The sequence below is a fragment of the Paractinoplanes ovalisporus genome, from assembly GCF_016834655.1.
GTDB lineage: Bacteria > Actinomycetota > Actinomycetes > Mycobacteriales > Micromonosporaceae > Actinoplanes > Actinoplanes ovalisporus.
This window is the reverse complement of record NZ_JAENHP010000003.1, coordinates 646052-662830: the sequence shown is the minus strand read 5'-3', so window position 1 is coordinate 662830 and position 16779 is coordinate 646052. Positions and strand designations below refer to the sequence as shown.

The 16779-nt window shown below is 73.0% G+C and carries 16 protein-coding genes; 6 read left to right on the top strand and 10 right to left on the bottom strand.

Features of this window, described 5'->3' with window-relative positions; genetic code table 11:
• Positions 1-16 precede the first annotated feature (16 nt).
• Entirely contained in the window at positions 17-5173 is a 5157-nt protein-coding gene (locus JIG36_RS13305) for a diguanylate cyclase (protein WP_307872692.1), read from the top strand.
• A gap of 7 nt (positions 5174-5180) precedes the next feature.
• Here JIG36_RS13305 and JIG36_RS13300 read toward each other — a convergent pair whose 3' ends face one another.
• Entirely contained in the window at positions 5181-5813 is a 633-nt protein-coding gene (locus JIG36_RS13300) for a TetR/AcrR family transcriptional regulator (RefSeq protein WP_203376416.1), read from the bottom strand.
• 79 nt (positions 5814-5892) lie between these two features.
• On the opposite strand from JIG36_RS13300, the gene JIG36_RS13295 reads away from it, so the two are divergent.
• Positions 5893-6186 carry a DUF1905 domain-containing protein gene (locus JIG36_RS13295; protein ID WP_203376415.1) on the top strand — a complete coding sequence of 98 codons (294 nt, stop codon included), beginning with the start codon at positions 5893-5895 and terminating at the stop codon, positions 6184-6186.
• On the opposite strand, the gene JIG36_RS13290 is transcribed toward JIG36_RS13295, so the two are convergent.
• Positions 6164-6760, bottom strand: coding sequence for a mycothiol transferase (locus tag JIG36_RS13290; protein ID WP_203376414.1), 597 nt, complete (start codon positions 6758-6760; stop codon positions 6164-6166). The two genes, JIG36_RS13295 and JIG36_RS13290, sit on opposite strands and share 23 nt — an antisense overlap.
• A 93-nt stretch (positions 6761-6853) precedes the next feature.
• Here JIG36_RS13290 and JIG36_RS13285 point away from each other — a divergent pair, with 93 nt between their 5' ends.
• Positions 6854-7684, top strand: coding sequence for an alpha/beta fold hydrolase (locus JIG36_RS13285; protein WP_203376413.1), 831 nt, complete (start codon positions 6854-6856; stop codon positions 7682-7684).
• A gap of 236 nt (positions 7685-7920) precedes the next feature.
• On the opposite strand, the gene JIG36_RS13280 is transcribed toward JIG36_RS13285, so the two are convergent.
• Positions 7921-8691, bottom strand: coding sequence for a hypothetical protein (locus JIG36_RS13280; RefSeq protein WP_203376412.1), 771 nt, complete (start codon positions 8689-8691; stop codon positions 7921-7923).
• A gap of 76 nt (positions 8692-8767) precedes the next feature.
• On the opposite strand from JIG36_RS13280, the gene JIG36_RS13275 reads away from it, so the two are divergent.
• Together JIG36_RS13275 and JIG36_RS51850 are read left to right on the top strand one after the other, a co-directional pair.
• Positions 8768-9673, top strand: a complete 906-nt coding sequence (locus JIG36_RS13275; RefSeq protein WP_203376411.1) for a LysR family transcriptional regulator — start codon at positions 8768-8770, stop codon at positions 9671-9673.
• A 13-nt stretch (positions 9674-9686) separates the two neighbouring features.
• Positions 9687-10028, top strand: coding sequence for a cupin domain-containing protein (locus tag JIG36_RS51850; protein ID WP_203376410.1), 342 nt, complete (start codon positions 9687-9689; stop codon positions 10026-10028).
• Here JIG36_RS51850 and JIG36_RS13265 read toward each other — a convergent pair.
• Genes JIG36_RS13265 through JIG36_RS13245 form a run of 5 tightly spaced genes read right to left on the bottom strand, consistent with a single transcriptional unit; the run spans position 10015 to position 14282 of the window.
• Positions 10015-10857, bottom strand: a complete 843-nt coding sequence (locus tag JIG36_RS13265) for an alpha/beta fold hydrolase (protein WP_307872691.1) — start codon at positions 10855-10857, stop codon at positions 10015-10017. The genes JIG36_RS51850 and JIG36_RS13265 overlap by 14 nt on opposite strands.
• Positions 10854-11891: an SDR family NAD(P)-dependent oxidoreductase gene (locus tag JIG36_RS13260; RefSeq protein WP_307872708.1), complete on the bottom strand. Its 1038-nt coding sequence runs from the start codon at positions 11889-11891 to the stop codon at positions 10854-10856. Before JIG36_RS13260 ends, JIG36_RS13265 begins: the two co-directional genes overlap by 4 nt.
• A complete protein-coding gene (locus JIG36_RS13255; RefSeq protein ID WP_203376408.1) occupies positions 11891-13330 on the bottom strand; it encodes a flavin-containing monooxygenase in 1440 nt (479 codons plus the stop codon). The genes JIG36_RS13260 and JIG36_RS13255 overlap by 1 nt, the downstream gene beginning before the upstream one ends.
• A complete protein-coding gene (locus JIG36_RS13250) occupies positions 13327-13605 on the bottom strand; it encodes a DUF4873 domain-containing protein (RefSeq protein ID WP_203376407.1) in 279 nt (92 codons plus the stop codon). Before JIG36_RS13250 ends, JIG36_RS13255 begins: the two co-directional genes overlap by 4 nt.
• A complete protein-coding gene (locus JIG36_RS13245; protein WP_203376406.1) occupies positions 13602-14282 on the bottom strand; it encodes a TetR/AcrR family transcriptional regulator in 681 nt (226 codons plus the stop codon). The genes JIG36_RS13250 and JIG36_RS13245 overlap by 4 nt, the downstream gene beginning before the upstream one ends.
• Before the next feature lie 50 nt (positions 14283-14332).
• On the opposite strand from JIG36_RS13245, the gene JIG36_RS13240 reads away from it, so the two are divergent.
• A complete protein-coding gene (locus JIG36_RS13240) occupies positions 14333-15220 on the top strand; it encodes an AurF N-oxygenase family protein (protein ID WP_203376405.1) in 888 nt (295 codons plus the stop codon).
• A 6-nt stretch (positions 15221-15226) separates the two neighbouring features.
• On the opposite strand, the gene JIG36_RS13235 is transcribed toward JIG36_RS13240, so the two are convergent.
• Both JIG36_RS13235 and JIG36_RS13230 read right to left on the bottom strand, forming a co-directional pair.
• Positions 15227-15664: a DUF6069 family protein gene (locus JIG36_RS13235; protein WP_203376404.1), complete on the bottom strand. Its 438-nt coding sequence runs from the start codon at positions 15662-15664 to the stop codon at positions 15227-15229.
• A gap of 77 nt (positions 15665-15741) precedes the next feature.
• Complete coding sequence (locus tag JIG36_RS13230) at positions 15742-16707, bottom strand: RNA polymerase subunit sigma-70 (RefSeq protein WP_203376403.1); 966 nt, start codon at positions 16705-16707, stop codon at positions 15742-15744.
• Positions 16708-16779: the final 72 nt, after the last annotated feature.

The window sequence follows — 16779 nt, the reverse complement described above, 5'->3', positions numbered from 1 at the left end:
GACGCGGAGAGAGCATGTGACCAGGACGGCCGGAAACCGGGCAGCGGAGCTGTCGGGCTTCGAGGTGCAGGCCGAGCTGGGCCGGGGCGCCTTCACGACCGTGCACCGGGTGCGGCACGACGGCCATGTGTACGCCCTCAAACGCCCCACCGGCGGCCATGCCGACGACCCCGGGGTGCTGGCGTCGTTCCAGCGTGAGGCCGCGCTGCTGGCCTGTGTCGACGACCCCGGCGTGGCCCGCATCTTCGCCGCCGGCCGGCTCGACGGCGATCCCGCGCTGGTCCTCGAACACCTGCCCGGCGGCTCGCTGGCCGACCAGCTGGGCGCCGGCCCGCTCGGCCAGGAACACGTCGTCGAGGTGGCCGCCCAGCTCGCCCGTGGCCTGGCCGCCGCGCACCGGGTCGGCCTGGTGCACCGCGACGTGAAGCCGGGCAACATCATGGTCGCGCCCGGCCACCCGGCCAAGCTGATCGACTTCGGGCTGGCCCTGCTGGGCGACGGCGGCGAGGCGGGCCCCGGCGACGACGACCAGGCGGTCGGCACGTTTCTCTACAGCTCGCCCGAGCAGTCCGGCATGCTCAAACGACCCGTGGACGGCCGCTCCGACCTCTACTCGCTGGGCGTGGTGCTGTTCGAGTGCCTGACCGGGCAGCTGCCGTTCGAGGCGTCCGACGTCGGCGAGCTGCTGCGCCAGCACCTGGTCGCCCCGGTGCCCGACCTGAACGAGCTGCGCCCGGGCGTGCACCCGGCCCTGGTCGCCGTGATCGACCGGCTCCTGGCCAAGGACCCTGACGACCGCTACCCCGACCCGGCGGCGTTGCTGGCCGACCTGCGGGCCTGCCCCGGCGGTGCGGCGGCCGAGGAACCTGCATCCGTGCGGTGGCCCCTGGCCGGCCGTGAGGCCGAGAGCGAGAAGCTGCGGCGGCGCTGGTTGCGGGCCCGCGAAGGTCACGGCGGGGTGGTGCTGATCCGGGGCGCGGCCGGTTCGGGTCGCAGCCGCCTCGCCGAGGAGGTGGTCGCGCAGGCCCGCGGATGTCCGGTGCTGACCGCCACCGCCGAACCGGACGCCCCGCTGCCGCTGGCCGCGCTGCGGGTCGCGATCGACGGTCACCTGCAGGCCGTACGGTGGCTGCCCGAACCCGACCGGGTCGTCGCCGAGCAACACCTGCGCGAGGCGGCCACGGTGGCGGGCCCGGCCCTGGTCGCCCGGCTCTCGTCCCGGCTGGCCGAGATCGTCGGGACCACGCCCGAGGAGGGCCGCGACGAGCTGGTGCTGGCGGCCACGGCCGCGTTCCTGGGCGACCTGGCCCGGCGCTCGGGCGGGCTGCTGCTGGTGATCGACGACGCCCACTGGCTCGGCCCGGCCACCCGCGAGGTGCTGAACCTGCTGGTGCCCGATCTGAGCAGCCTGCCGCTACTGGTGGTGCTGACCGAGCAAGATGATCTGGCGGGCACGGGCGTTCCCGCCGACACCGTGCTGAGCTGCGAGCCGCTGGCGCCGGCCGCGGTCGACGAGCTGATCGCCACCCGCCTCCCGGGTGCACGGGTCACCACCGAGCTGAGCCGGCACGTCGCCGACCGTACGGGCGGTGTGCCGTTCGCCGTGGTCGCCTACCTCTGGCGCCTGATCGATGCCGGTCTGCTCAGCCCGCTGTGGGGCGACTGGTGGTTCGACGAGGCCGGTGCCCGGGCCCTGCCCGCCGCCGACGACGTGCGCGAGCTGCTGGCCAGCCGCCTGGCCGACCTGCCGGGCGACGTACGAGAGGTGCTCGTGCTGGCGGCCGTGGTCGGCGCCCGGTTCCGCACCGAGACACTGGTCGCCGCCGGGCTCGCCGAGGACAGGGTGGTCTCGGCGGTGGCGGCTGCCCTCGACCGCCGGGTTCTCGAGACCCGGGCCGGTGGCTGGTACGTCTTCATCCACCCGCTGCTGCGCGAGGAGCTGCTGGCCGGCGTCCCCGACGAGAAGCAGCGGCGCCTGCACGCGGCGGTCGCGGCCGCGCTCCAGGGCCTGCCCGAGACACTGCGCGACGCCGAGCACATCTACGCCGTCGCCCGCCACCACCGCCGCGCCGGCGAGGAGGTGCCGGCCGAGTGGCGACGGGGCAGCGCGTACGCGGCCGGGCTGGCCGCCCTCGAGGACCAGGCCCCGGCCGAGGCCCTGGACTATCTGCGCGACGCGGTCGAGGGTGATCCGGCGCCGCCCACCGCCGTGCTGCACTCGTTGGCCGTGGCCTATCTGCGCTCCGGACGCATCCCGGAGGCGCTGGCGACGATCCGGCGCGCGCTGGCCGACGAACCCGACCGGCGGGCCCGGGCCCGGCTGCTCACCACCGAGATCGAGGCCCACCACACCGTCTGGCACGACGACCTCGCCCTCGACGCGACCTCGCGCGCGCTCGGCGAGCTGCGCCGGCCCCTGCCCCGCAGCCGCCTGCTGCTGATCGTCACGACCCTGGGCATCGCGCTCGCGGGCGCGTTCGTCCGCCGTACGCGCTGGGGTTTCGCCTCGGCCCGGGGACGCCGCCGGGAAGACCTGGCCGCGCTCGCCGCCGCTCTGGACGCCGGGGGCTACGGCGCCGCGATCGGGCTGCGGCTGCGCGAGGCCGGCCTGCTCACCATGCGGGCCATGTACGCGGTCAACCGGCTCGGCCCCTGCCCCGAGTACGTGCGCGTCTACGCGCTGGTCGGCTATGTCGCCACCCTGGCCAAACTGCACGGCGTGGGCGGGCGCTGCCTCGACCGGGCCGAGCGGGTCGCCCACGAACTGGGCGATCCCGGGCTGGGCGCCTACGTCGAATGGATGCGCGGCTGCGCGATGCTGTTCGGCGGCCTCGACGACGGCTCGGCCTGGGTCGAGACCACGAACCGGCATCTGCGCTGGTACGCACCGGCCCAGCAGCTGGTCGGCCTGGCCGCCATCGGCATGCGCCGGGTGCTGCGGGGCTACGTGCAGGAGGCCCGCACCGAGTACGAGCGGGGCCTGGCCGTGCTGGCCGACCCGACGCAAGCGCTCGGCACGTCGTTCAGCCTGCTCGGCGTCATGGTCCCGGCCATTCAGGGCCGTCCCGGCGACGCCGCCACCCTGCTGGCCGACATGCGCGCGGCCTGCCCGCCCGGCACCAGCACGGCCGCGCAGCGGGTCAACGTCGTGGTCTCGGCCGCCTGCGCCGCCGTCGAGGAGGGCGAGTTCGGCGAGCGGTTCGACGCGATCATCGAGGAGTTCCGGTCGCTCGGTCTGCGCACCCGCGACCTGATGCAGCAGCACAAGTGGTTCTTCCACTTCCAGCTGCACGGCCGGATGGCGCAGCTGCGGCTCGCGAGCGACGAGCAGCGCCCGGCCGCGCTGGCCGCCGCCAAGGCCGCCGTGGCCGACGTGCGCCGGGTGCGCCGCACCTCACCCCTGCTCCTGTGCTCCTACCTGATCGGCGAGGCCGCGCTGGCCCAGCTGCAGGGCGACGCCAAGAAGGCGATCGAGTGGACCGACCGGGCCGAGAAGATCGCCCGCCGGTACGACTCGCCGATCGTGCACTTCGAGGTGGCCCGGTTCCGCGCCCGTTCGTTCCGCCAGCTCGGCCTCGGCGCCGAGTCGGACCGCCAGGCCAAATGGGCGCTCGCGCTGGCCACCCAGTACGGCTGGGAGCTGCGCCGCCGGCAGGTCCGGTCGGAGTTCGGCGCCGACGACGGCGGGGCGACCGGGCGGCGTACGGTGGTGGGCCGGGCCGGCGAGGGTGGCCGCAGCCGTCGTCTCGAGGCGTTGCAGCAGGTCGGCGCGGCCGCCGCCAACGTGCTCGAGCCGCGGCAGATGGCCCAGGTGACGCTGGACGAGATGCTGCGGATCCTCGGCGCCGAACGGGCCCTGTTCTTCCTGCTCGACGAGGCGGGCGAACCGGTCCCGTACGCCGGGCGGGGCGCCGACGGGACCGACCTCACCGAGACGACCGCCTATGGCGCCACCCTCGTGCGGCGGGTGGCCGACGAGGGCGAGGCGCTGGTGCTCACCGGCACCGAGGAGGGCGCGGCGCTGGGCTCGAGAAGCGCGGTCGTGCACGGGCTGCGCAGCATCCTGGTCGTGCCGGTGCGGTTCAAGGGCGACACCCTGGGCGTGCTCTACCTGGACAGCCGGATGGCCCGGGGCATCTTCACCGAGGACGACATCGAGGTGCTGATCGCCATGAGCAGCCACCTCGCCGTGTCGCTGGAGACCGCCAAGGCGGCCCAGCTGCACCTGGCCGTGCAGACCGCCCGCCAGCAGCAGGCCTTCGCCGAGACGCTGCGGGCCAGCCTGGCCGAGCTGAGCAGCATCCACGACCCGGCCCAGCTGCTGCGGCAGCTGTTCGCGACGCTGTTCACGCAGCTCGGCGCGGTCTCGGGGTGTCTGCTCGGCGCCACCGCCGAGACCGGCGTCATCGACGTTGCCGGCGCGGCGCCGGCCGGCCTGCTCGGTGCGCGGCCCGACGTGGCGGTGCCGGGCCTGGCCCCGATGCTGATCGACGACCCGAGCATCCTCGGGACGGCCGTGGTGCTGGCCGTGCCGCTGCAGCACCGCGAGGGCCGGGCCGGGGTGGCATTGCTGGGCGGCGACGGCTTCGACGACACCGCCCGCAAGGTGGCGGCGGCGCTGGCCTTCCAGGGCATGGCCGCCTATGACAACGCCCGCCTGTTCAGCCGGGTCGAGGAGCTGGCCACCACCGACGAGCTGACCGGGCAGCACAACCGCCGGCACTTCTACGCGATCGCTGGCGCCCTGGTCGAGGCGGCCGCGCGCGGCGGGCGTCCGCTGGCGGCGGTGATGCTCGACATCGACAAGTTCAAGAGCATCAACGACACGTACGGGCATGGGGTGGGTGACGAGGTGATCCGCGAGGTCGCCGCCCGGGTCCGGGCCGGCATCCGCCAGTCCGACGTGCTCGGTCGTTACGGCGGTGAGGAGTTCGCGGTCGTGCTGCCCGACCACACGGGTTCCACGGATTCCCCGCTCGACCTCGCCGAGCGCATGCGCTCCTCGGTGGCCGACGCGCCCGTGGACACCCTGGCCGGCCCGATCCCGGTGACGATCAGCGTCGGGGTGGCCCAGCTGGCCGGGGAGGACTCGCTCGACCAGGTGCTGGCCCGGGCCGACCACGCGCTCTACCGGGCCAAGGAGGGCGGCCGGAACCGTGTGGTGCTCTCCTGACGGTCCGCTAGCGACCCTCCGGCCACCCGTTCTGCATCACCCTGACCTGATGGTTGCGCCACGGCTGGAGGCAGTGGTCGATCAGGGCGAGCTGCCGCTCCGGCCCGGCCGCGGGCGCGCCCAGCACCGAGTGCACCTGCTGGCCGATCGCGAGCGAGAGCAGGACGTCGGCCAGGCTGCTGGTCGGCACGTCGGAGCGCAGCTCGCCGTCCTCGACGGCTTCGGAGAGATGCCGGCTGACCCGGTCGCCCCACCGGGCGATCGCGTCGGTGGCGGCGACCTCGGGCCGGCGGCTCACCGCGAGCCGGCCCCAGAAGCCGACGATCACCTGGGCCTCGTCGCTGGCCTGCGCGCTCAGCGGCAGGATCTCGCGGAGCATGGCGTCGACCGCGGTCAGACCCCGGAGCCCGTGGGCGGCGGTGGCGATCCGCCCGTCCACGCCCTCGAGGATGCGCTGGTAGGCGGCCGAGACCACCGAGTCGAGGCTGTCGAAGTAGTGCCAGAGCGCACCCGCACCCACCCCGAGCTCGGCCGCGATGGCGCGGCTGCCGGCGCCGGCCAGGCCTTCGCGCTCCACGACGGTCAGAAAGGCGGCCACGATTTCCGCGCGGCGCCTCTCGTGATCAACGATCTTCGGCACTCTCTACCCCGTCCTTCTCCTTGCAAGGCCGGGCACGCATACCCCGTTGAGCGGGGTTTACACGTCTAGGGTGTCGGCTATGGAAATGGAGTTCACGGGGGAGATCTGGTTCTGGCGGGGGCCGGCGCCGTGGCACTTCGTCACCGTGCCGGACGAGCAGTGCGGCGAGCTGGAAGCCGCGTCCTCGCTGGTCAGCTATGGGTGGGGCATGATCCCGGTGAACGCCCGGATCGGCCGCACCGACTGGACCACGTCGCTCTGGCCCAAGGACGGGCGCTACATCGTGCCGATCAAGACGGTTGTCCGTCGCGGCGAAGGCCTCGAGGTCGGCGACACCGTGACCGTGCGCCTCACCGTGGGCGGGGCAGCCTGAAACGGCCCGACACGGGTTGCCATCCCGCCGGAGGGTCCTCGCCGGTCCGGCCGTCGACGGCCTCGCGCAGCAGGTCGGCGTGACCGGTGTGCCGGCCGTACTCCTCGAGCATGTCGCAGACGAACCGGCGCAGGTTGGGCCGGATGCCGTCCGGGAACACCGAGGCCGAGGGCTGGTCGAGCCCGCCCGCGGCCACCGCGGCCTCGAGCCGGGCCCTTGCCCGCTCCACCGAGTCGTCGTACCACTCGTACAGGTCGGACGGTTTGTCGCCGGCGGCGCTGCTGAAGTCCCAGTCGTTGTCGGCCTCGGCCGGACGCGACCGCCACGGCTCGAAGGTGTACGACTCGACGGTCTCGCCGCCGAACTTGACGCCGATCGTGAAGTCCTCGGCCATCGCCAGATGCTTGAGCAGGCCGCCGAGGGTCAGCGCGGAGGCGCCGATCCGCGCGTTCAGTCCGTCGGCGTCGAGGCCGTCGGCCTTGAACCGGAACGTCGTACGCATCCGCTCCAGCGCACCCAGCAGTTGCTCGCTCTCGGTGCCGGCGAACGGCGGCTCCCAGGGAATGTCGGTCATCGCCTCACCATAGGGGCCAATCCGGACGGTCGGCGTCCGGAAAAGACGGCTCCGGGAAACCCACGGGCGGCGTACGGGAAGTAGGGTCACCGCGTGACCCAGCCTGAACGCCGTGACATCGCCGGTCTGACGTGTGCGGAGTGGAACGCCGGGGCATCCGGGCCGGCCGTCCTCGCGCTGCACGGGCTGACCAACACGTCCGAGGTGTGGCGGGCGCTGGCCGAGTCGCTGCCCGGCACCCGGGTGATCGCACCCGACCTGCCCGGCCGGGGCGGGTCGCTGACCACCCGGGCCGCGCCGGGCCTGGCCGGTCACGCGGCCGAGGTGGTGCGCGTCGCCGACGAGTGCGGCCTCGACGACGTCGTGCTGGTCGGGCACTCGATGGGCGGCTACCTGGCGCCCCTGGTCGCCGCCAAGCTGGCCGACCGCGTACGGAAGCTGGTCCTGCTCGACGGCGGCGTGCTGCCCGAGCCCCGCTGGACCACAAAACGGCCCGTGGTGCGCGCACTGTGGACGCTGTGGACCCGCCCGCTGACCCGCACCGTCCCCGACGCCGGCACCTTCGTCGACCAGGTCGAGGGTCGCGCGATCGCGCTGCGTCCCGACCTGCGCCCGCGGCTGGAACAGTGGGCCGGCTACCTGCTCGACTCGTCCGGCCGTCCCCGGGTCGACCGGCCCCGCCTGATCGACGACGCGGTCGACACCCTGGCCGGGCGCCCGACGTTGCCCTTGCTGGCCGCTCTCGACGTGCCCGTCCACGTGATCCTGGCCGAACACGACGGCGACGACGCGGCCAAGCCGTTCATCAGTGACCGCGGCCTGAAGATCGGCCGTACCCAGCTGCCACGCCTGACCGCCGAACGCATCCCGGCCAACCACGTCACGATGCTGTTCCACCCGTCCGTGGCCGAGGCCGTGCGCTGACTTGTGTGACACGCCGCCATCAATCCTCCGAGGTGTGGACAACCCCGCGAAGCGACCACGCCCGCCTGTGGACAGAGGCGTGGCCGAGACTTGACAGAGCGTAAAGTTGATCCCGAAGCCCCTGAGGTGGGTGGGGGAGGCGGTGGCTGCTTCCAAGATAGTTGATCTGCGGCCCTGGCTCTGACACCCCCGGTTCCTCCGTGTGAGGACCGAGCGGTGTTGGGGGCGGCTCTCGGTCACCCCAATGCCTCCGCGTGAGAGACGAACGGGGCGGGGGCGGCCTTCGGGACGAACCTCCAAGTGACGGCGGCCGCGCCCAGGGCGGCGAGCAGGCCGAGGCCGGCGGAAGCTACGCCGGTCAGCGGGGCGGAGAGGGCGACGACCAGGCAGAAGGCCAGGTAGCAGGGCAGGCTGCGGACGAGGCCGGTCAAGGTCTGCGCTCCGGCGGCGGGGCCGTCCCGGGTCACGGCGACCACGGTCACCGTGGCGCACATGGTGGGGAATGCGGCTACCCCGCCGGCGAAAATGGGATCGGCGAGCCGGGCGCACAGCATCACCGTGCCGACCATCGCGGTTGCGCTCAGGCAGGTCAGGACGGTGGACGACCAGTGCCGGGGCGCGGGCCGCAGCGGCCGGGCGGTGGGCATCAGCCGCGGGCCGGCCACGAGTGCCACGACCGCGAGCGCCAAGGCCACCGGGCCGGGCAGGAACGAGCCGGCGACGTAGGCCAGGGCGCCTGCGTTCAGGCCGGAAGTCAAGCCTCGGCGGCGCAGGACGTGGGCGGAGACCACCGCGAAAGCTACCTGCGCCGGCACGTGGGTGGCCGCGCTCAGGGCGAGCGAGGCGGCCGCCTGTGGAGTCATGTCTACGGCTACGGCCACGACGGAGACGGCGAGCGAGACCGGCAGGGCGGCCGTCCAACCGGCCGCGGACGGGCCCAGCCGTCGTTCGACGAACGCGACCGCCACCATCACGGCGGGGGCGATGAGTAGGGGAACCAGGAGCATGTCCTCCACGGTGTCGGAGGAAACCGTTCGGGACCAGCGCACGTTTTCGACGTGAAACCGTGGAAGAATCCGAACGATGGAGCTCCGTCGTCTTCGGCTGTTCGATCAGCTGGCCCGGCTCGGCACGGTGGCCGCGGTCGCGGAGGCGCTTTCCTACAGCCCGTCGAGCGTGTCGGTGCAGTTGGCCCAGCTCGAGCGGGAGGCGGGGGTGAAGCTGCTGCGCCGCGTGGGACGCAACGTCGAGCTCACTCCGGCCGGCGTCCGGCTGGCGGCGTACGCGGCGGAGGCGATCGCGGCCGACGAGTCGGTCCGGGCCGAGCTGGCCGCCGTCAGCGATACGCCGCGCGGGCGGCTGCGTCTGGGGATGGTGCAGACACCGGCCCTCGCGCTTCTGCCCGTGACCCTGGAACGGCTCGCCGTCACCGCGCCGGAGCTGCAGGTCGAGGTCTATCAGCGGGAGACCGCGCCGGCCCTGGAGGATCTGCGGGCGCGGGCGGTCGATCTGGTCGTCGGCATCGAGTACGACCCGGTGCCGGTCGCCCGGCAGCGTGACATCACCCGGCACGACCTGGTGCGCGAGGACGTGCTGATCGCCGTGCATCCGGAGCACCCGCTCGCCTCGGCGCCGCTGGCCGCCTTCGAGGAGGTCGCGTGGGCCACCGGGAACCGCGGGACATCGCTGGATTCCGTGCTGCGTAACGTGTGCAACCGCCTCGGTGGGTTCGAACCGCGCGTCCAGCACCGCAGCGACGACGGGCTCATCCTGGGGGCGCTCGTCGCCTCGGGGAAGGCCGTGGCCCTGCTGCCGGCGCTGGTGACCACGGCGTTGCCGCAGATCCGGGCCCGGCCCTTGCGGGAGGAACGTCTGCAGCGGACGATCTTCACCGCCACCCGGGCCACGGCGGCCGAGGCGCCGGCCGTCGTCGCGGTTCTGGGCGCGTTGCGGGAGGCCGCGGCCGGGGTCTTGCCGCAGCGAGGATGAGGGGCGGTCGACGGTGGAGATTGTGGACTTCGGGCCCGAGGTGGGACGGTCCGTCGAGGCGTACGGGAGCCGGGGTCTGACGGCCAAGGCCGTGGTCAGGGCGGACGAACTGGCGGTCACCGTGCTGCGGGTGGCGGCGGGCGGGGAGATCGGACGGCACCCGGCGCCGGTCGAGCAGATCATGTTTGTGGCGGCGGGGCACGGGACGGTGTGCGGCGGCGATGAGCGGTGGCAGCCGGTCGGTGCGGGGCAGGCGGTGTTCTGGCGGGCGGGTGAGGAACACACCACCCGCGCGGAGGCGGATCTGGTGCTGGTGGTCATGGAGAAGCCGGGGCTGGAACCTAACCGGCGGTGACCCCGGCCAGCAGCGGGCGGACCAGGGCGGCGAACTCGCCGGGGCGCTCGAGCTGGGGCATGTGACCGGTGTCGGGGAAGAGATGCGTTTGCGCGTACGGGAGAAGGGTGCGCGCCGCCGCCAGATGTGTCGCCGGGAGGATCAGGTCGCGTTCGCCCCACACGATCATGGTGGGTCTGCGGGCGGCGGCCACCCGGGGCAGCAGCTCGCCACGCCAACCGGCAGCCACTCCCCGGAAGCCGCCCAGCGCGCGAGCCGTTTCCAGATAGACCGCGGCGAAGTCGGGTTGCCGGCCGATCCGGACGGCCATGGCGACGCGCTCGTCGGTGACGTGGGCGCGGTCGAAGAAGATGGACCGCTCGATCCGCCGGGCCGAGCGGGGGTCGATGCGGCGCAGCAGGGAACGTCCCAGCAGCGGGACGGCCAGGATCCGCAGCGCGAACGTGACCTCCGGGCCGAAGCCGGCGCTGTTGGCCAGGGTCAGCGTGGACACGCGGTCGGGGTGGTCGGCGACCATCCGCATCGACACGGCACCGCCGAGCGAGTTGCCCATCAGATGCACCGGGCGGTCCACGCCCAGCCGGTCGAGCGCCGCCCACACCGCGTCGGCCAGGCCGGCCAGGCTGACGGGCGCGGGTAGCCGCTCGGAGAGGCCGAAGCCGGGCATGTCCAGGGTGATCACGCGGTGGTCGCCGGAGAGGAGGGGGCGCTGCGGTTCCCAGTCCTCCAGGCTCCGGCCGATGCCGTGCAGCATGACGATCGGTGGCGCCTCCTCGGGGCCGCTGACCTCGTAGCGGAGGCGCCGGCCACCGACTTCGGCCCAGCTCACCACGGCGCCTCACCCGGTCGCGCCTCGCCCCGGGAAACGGAGTCACGGGAAGCGGAGCCGCGGGAAGCCGAGTCACGGGAAGCGGAGCCGCGGGAGGCCGAGTCACGGGAAGCGGAGCCACGGGCGGCCGAGGCGCGGGAAGCAGAGCTGCGGGAAGCGGAGCCACGGGCGGCCGAGGCGCGGGAAGCAGAGCTGCGGGAACGGCCGCCCACCGCGTTCGTCAGCGCCTGCAAAATCCGGTCGTGCGAGACCGGCGCCACCCGGGCCAGCAGGTCGGGGATCTTGGCGCTGCTCGCGATCAGCAGCCGGGCCTTACGGCGGGCGACCGCGTCCAGGATCTGCTGCGCCGCCTTCTCGGGCGGGAATGTCAGCAACGCCGCGAACAGCCGCTTGTGCGGTTCGATGTCCGAGGCGGGCACGCCGCTGCCGACCCGTGCGCTCTCCGCGATCCGCGTCCGGATGCCGCCGGGATGCACGGTCGTCACCCCGACTCCGTTCTCGGCGAGTTCGGCCCGCAGCACCTGGCTCAGCCCGCGCAGCGCGAACTTCGAGGCCGAGTAGGCGCTCTGGCCGTACGGGGAAATCAGCCCGAACAGGCTCGACATGTTGACCAGGTGGCCGCCCGGGGTGGCCGTCAGCGCCGGCAGCAGCGCGTGCGTCAGCAGCATCGGGGCGCGGAAGTTCACGTTCATGACGGCCTCGAACTCGTCGACCGTCACCTGGTCGAACCGGCCGCCCAGCGCGATCCCGGCGTTGTTGATCAGCAGGCCGATCGCCGGATGATCCGCGAGCACCTGGGTCGCGACCCCGTCGACCTGGGCGCGGTCGGCCAGGTCGGCGACGATCGGGGTGACGTCGAGGGCCGGATGCGCAGCCCGGATCCGGTCCGCGACCGGGCTCAGACGCGTGGCGTCGACGTCGACCAGCACCAGATGGCTGCCGCGCACGGCCAGCCCGTAAGCGAGCTGTTCGCCGATGCCGCTGGCCGCGCCGGTCAGCACGGCGGTCCGGCCGGCGAACGGGTAGGCGGGAATCATGAACGGGCCTCCTCGAAGGTCATGTCGCGGGTGACGTCGGCCCGGGGAGTGGTGAACACGTCCCGCAGGTAGTTCTGCCGTACGATCCACGGCGCCTTGTCGCCCTGCCGCGGGAAGATGTCGAGCGCCCGCTGCACGTAACCCGACGACAGGTCGAGCAGGGGTCGTCCGGTGCCGTCCGGGGTGCCCGGCGTGGCGACCGCGAGCCGGTGGCGGTCCATGTGGCGCAGCAGCCGCACCACGTACCGGTGGGAGAGGTCGGCGCGCAGCGTCCACGAGGCGTTCACATAGCCGATGCAGTAGGCCAGATTCGGTACGCCGCTGAGCATGAGCCCGCGGTAGGCGGCCTTCTCACCGATGCGGACGGGCTCGCCGTCGACCGACACCCGCACGCCGCCGATCGGGACGAGCCGCAGACCGGTCGCCGAGACCACGATGTCGGCCTCCAGCACGTCGCCACCGGCCAGGCGGATGCCTTCGGGCACGAACCGGTCGATGTGGTCGGTCACCACCGAGGCCCGCCCGGAGCGGATCTCGGCCCACAGGTCACCGCCGGGGATCACGCAGAGCCGCTGGTCCCACGGGTCGTACGAGGGCCGGAAATGCTTGTCCACATACTCGGCGTCACCGATGCCACGGACCGCCATCCGGCGCAGGAACCGGCGGATGCGTTCCGGGCGGCGCCGGGCGAGCTGGTAGAAGGTCTGGGTGAGCAGCACGTTCTTGGTGCGGGCGGCGGCGCTGGCGGCCTTCGGGGGCAGCGCGCGGCGCAGGGCGGCGGCGACCACGTCGCGTGGGGGCAGCGCGGTCAGATAGCTGGGGGAGCGCTGCAGCATGGTCACGTGGGCGGCGTCCGGGGCCATCGCGGGCACCAGGGTCACGGCGGTGGCGCCGCTGCCGATCACGACGACGCGCTTGCCCCGGTGGTCCAGGTCGGCCGGCCACGACTGCGGGTGGACCAGGCGGCCCCGGAAATCGGCGGCGCCCGGGAAGTCGGGCTGATAGCCGCCCTCGTACGAGTAATAGCCCGCGCAGGCGTACAGGAAGTCGCAGGTCATGGTCGTGCCGTCGGCCAGCCGGACGGTCCAGCGCGAGTCGGGCGTCGACCAGTCGGCGGCGACCACCTTGGCGCCGAAGCGGATGTGCGCGGTGATGCCGCCCTCGTCGGCGGTGTCCTGGATGTACTGGCGGATCTTCTCGCCGGACGCGAGCGACTGCGTGTCGACCCACGGCCGGAACGGGTAGCTGAGCGTGAACATGTCGGAGTCCGAGCGCACGCCGGGATAGCGGAACAGGTCCCAGGTGCCGCCGATCGCGTCGCGGGATTCCAGGATCGCGTACGTCTTGGCCGGGAACGCCTCCTGCAGGCGCCAGGCCGCACCGATCCCGCTCAGGCCGGCGCCGATGATGAGGACGTCGTGGTGGCTGGTCGTCATCGGAACCACGGCGGGGTGCCGGTTCCGTCCAGGCGTACGCCGCCCCAGGGGTCGGGTTCGCTCAGCCGGACCCGGGCGTCGCTCGTGACGGCCAGCTCGGCCTCCCGGAGCCCCCGGGTCACCTGCTCGTGCAGGGACGGGTCGGGACCGGTGCGGCCGGCCCAGCGGAAACGCCCCTCGATCGGCTCGAAGCGGGCCGACATGCGGATCTGGACGGCGTGCCGGTGCTCGCCGATCCTGATCGTCGCCGGCCCGCGGTACTCCTCGTCGTTCACTCTGCTGCCTCCCGTCTGAAGGCGGCCAGGCCGCCGGGGATGTCGGCCGCGTGCTGGATACCCGCGACGCCGCCCCACAGGAACGTGGTCAGATAGTCGCCGAGGGCCTCCCGGCTGATCGGCTGCTGTTGCCGCAACCACCAGTCGCCGACCGTCTGCACATAACCCACGACTCCGTACGCCCAGGGCAGCGCGGCCCCGGAGTCGAGCCCCCGCGCCCGCAGCCGGTCACCGAAGATGCGGGCCAGGCCGCTGGCGACCGTGTCGACCACGTCGGCCACCACGTCGCGATGCCGGGCGATGTCGGGCTGGTGCACGACGAACTGGTAGAGGTTCGGGTCGGCGGCGATGTGGGCGAGGTAGGCGTCGATCGCGGCCCCGATCGCGTCGCGTTCCTCCCGTACGGCGGCCACGGCCGGGACGATCGCGTCGAGCACCATGGCGCCCGAGCGCTGCCCGACCGCCAGCCACAGCTCCGACTTGTCGGCGAAATAGCGGTAGAGGACCGGCTTGCTGACCTTGGCGTGGGCGGCGATCGCATCCATGCCGACCTCGGGGCCGAGCTGCCGGATGGCGTCGATCGCGGCCTCCGTGAGTTCGGATCGGCGCTGCTCACGATGGCCGGCCCAACGCCCGCGGCGGCCATCGGTATTGACGGGTTCCTCGTCCGGCTTCACAGTACTAGAAGTAACTGTTACCGCCGGTAACGTCAAGCCTGGGAGGCTCCGTGACCGATCGCGACCACACCGCTCAACGCCTTCTGGGGGCGTCCGCGTCCCACTCGTACGACCCGTCGGTCGAGATCGACTGGGATGCGCCCCTGGCCCCCGACCTCTACTACGTGCCCCCGCAGCGGTCGTCGCTCTATGGCACGGCCATCTGGGCGGGGCTGTCGGAGCAGCAGCGGATCACGTTGACCCGGCACGAGGCGGCCAGCATCGCCGGGCTGGGCATCTGGTTCGAGACGATCCTCATGCAGTTGCTGATCCGGTCCTACTACGGTCAGGACCCCACGACCGCCCACGCCCAGTACGGGCTGACCGAGGTGGCCGACGAATGCCGCCACTCGGTCATGTTCGGCAAGATGATCGACAAGCTGTCCACGCCGGTCTACCGGCCCGCGGGGGTCAACGCCTTCCTGGGCAAGTGGATCGGGGCCACCGCCACCGGCCCGCGGATGTTCGCGGCCATCCTGATCTGCGAGGAGATCCTGGATACGTTGCAGCGGGAGGCCATGGGGTCGTCCGAGGTGCAGCCGTTGGTGCGCATGGTCTCGCGGATCCACGTCGTCGAGGAAGCCCGGCATGTGCGCTATGCCCGCGAGGAGCTGGCCCGTCAGGTGCGGGCGGCCGGCTCCCGGCGGCTGATGTTCGACAAGCTGGTCATCGGGCGGGCGGCCTATCTGTGCGGGACCCGGCTGATCCACCCGGCGGTCTACAAGTCGGTCGGGGTGGCGCCGGCCGACGGGTGGCGGGCGGCCCGGGAGAACCCGCATTTTCGGGAGACACTTCGCTGGGCGGGGGAGCGGGTGGTCGCCTTTCTCGGCGATCTCGATCTGATCGACGGGCCGGGGAAGCTCCTGTGGAAGCGGTCCGGTTTGTTGCCGGTCGGGTAGACGGGCTCAGGCCGAGCGGGAGCGCAGGGCCCGGGTCAGCGCGGGGATCATCACGGCGGCGGCGACCAGATGCAGGGCGATCAGCGTGGCGACGGTGGCCGGGGCGGCCCCGGCCAGGAACGGCGGGATCAGCGAGAGCGCGGTCAACGCCGTCGCGGTCCAGAGGAACCGGTCGGCGGGGCGCGCGCTCCACCGGAGCAGGGCCGCCGCGATGACGACGCCCACGACCGAGAAGAAGGCGGTCACCACGGCGAAGCCGGCCACCGGGATGGTCTCGCCGCCGTCCGGGATCTCAAAAGTGACGCCGAGGGCACCGGCCGGCGCGGCGGCGAGGGCGGTGGCGACCGCCGCACCCAGCGCGGACGCCAGACCGGTGAGCGCCAGGCCGCCATATCGGCGCGAGGCCGGGCGGGCGACGATGTCGGTGTCAGGTGTGCTGGTCATGGATCTCCTCCAGGGTGCGTCGACCGGCCGGCGGGCATGCGCGGCCGGCCGGTTCGTTGTGGGAGTTCGTGGGGTGGCTACTCGGTGCCGGTCGGTGCGAGGCTCTCCGGCAGGTCCAGGCCGGCGAAACGGTCGGCGTGGAAAGTGGTGATCTCGGTGATGGCGCCACCGGTGATGCGCAGAACGTCCAGGGTCAGCGGAAGGTAGACGCCCTCGCGTTTGCGCCAGTGGTAGAACGCCAGAGCGGGCTGGCGGTTGACCGCGGTGGGCAGCGCGCGCAGGCCCGTCATCGCATCGAAGCCGCTCTCGCGCCAGTCCTTCACCACGGCGTCGCGGCCGAGGAACAGGCCGGGCGTGGGCGGCATCGAGCAGCGGACATCCTCGCGGAGCATGGCCGCCAGGGCGGGGATGTCCGAGGCCACGCTCGCCTCGGTGAAGCGGCGCACCAGGTCGCGAGTTCCGGCGTCCTCCTCGGCGCCGGTCCAGTCCTGCCGCTCGGCGGGCAGATGCTCCCGCATGCCGGCGCGGGCCCGCTGCAGCGCGCTGTTCACCGAGTTGACCGAGTCACCCAGCAGCTCGGCCACGTCCTTGGCGCGCCAGCCGAGCACGTCGCGCAGGATCAGCACGGCCCGCGGGCGCGGCGCCAGGTGCTGGACGGCGACCAGGTAGGCCAGCTCGATCGTCTCGCGGGCCACGGCGACCGTCTCCGGCTCGTCGGCGCCGGCGGCGGGCAGCTCGTCGAGCAGCCGGTCGGGGTAGGGCTGCAACCACAGCACCTCGCCGCCGACGGCCGGGTCGGGACGGACCTTGGCCAGCCGGTCCAGGCAGGCGTTGGTGGCGATCCGGTACAGCCAGGCCCGGAACGACGAGCGGCCCTCAACGGTCTCCCGGCGCCGCCAGGCCCGCAGGAACGTCTCCTGCACGGCGTCCTCGGCATCCTCGAACGAACCGAGCATCCGGTAGCAGTGCACGTGCAATTCGCGCCGGTGCCGCTCGGCCAACCCGGAGAAGGCCGGCTCGTCGACCGTGCCCAGTGCGCTCATCATGTGATCCTCACGCGTCGTCGTGGTTCCGTCCTAGGTAAGACGGGCGTGCGCGCGGAAACTCATCACCGG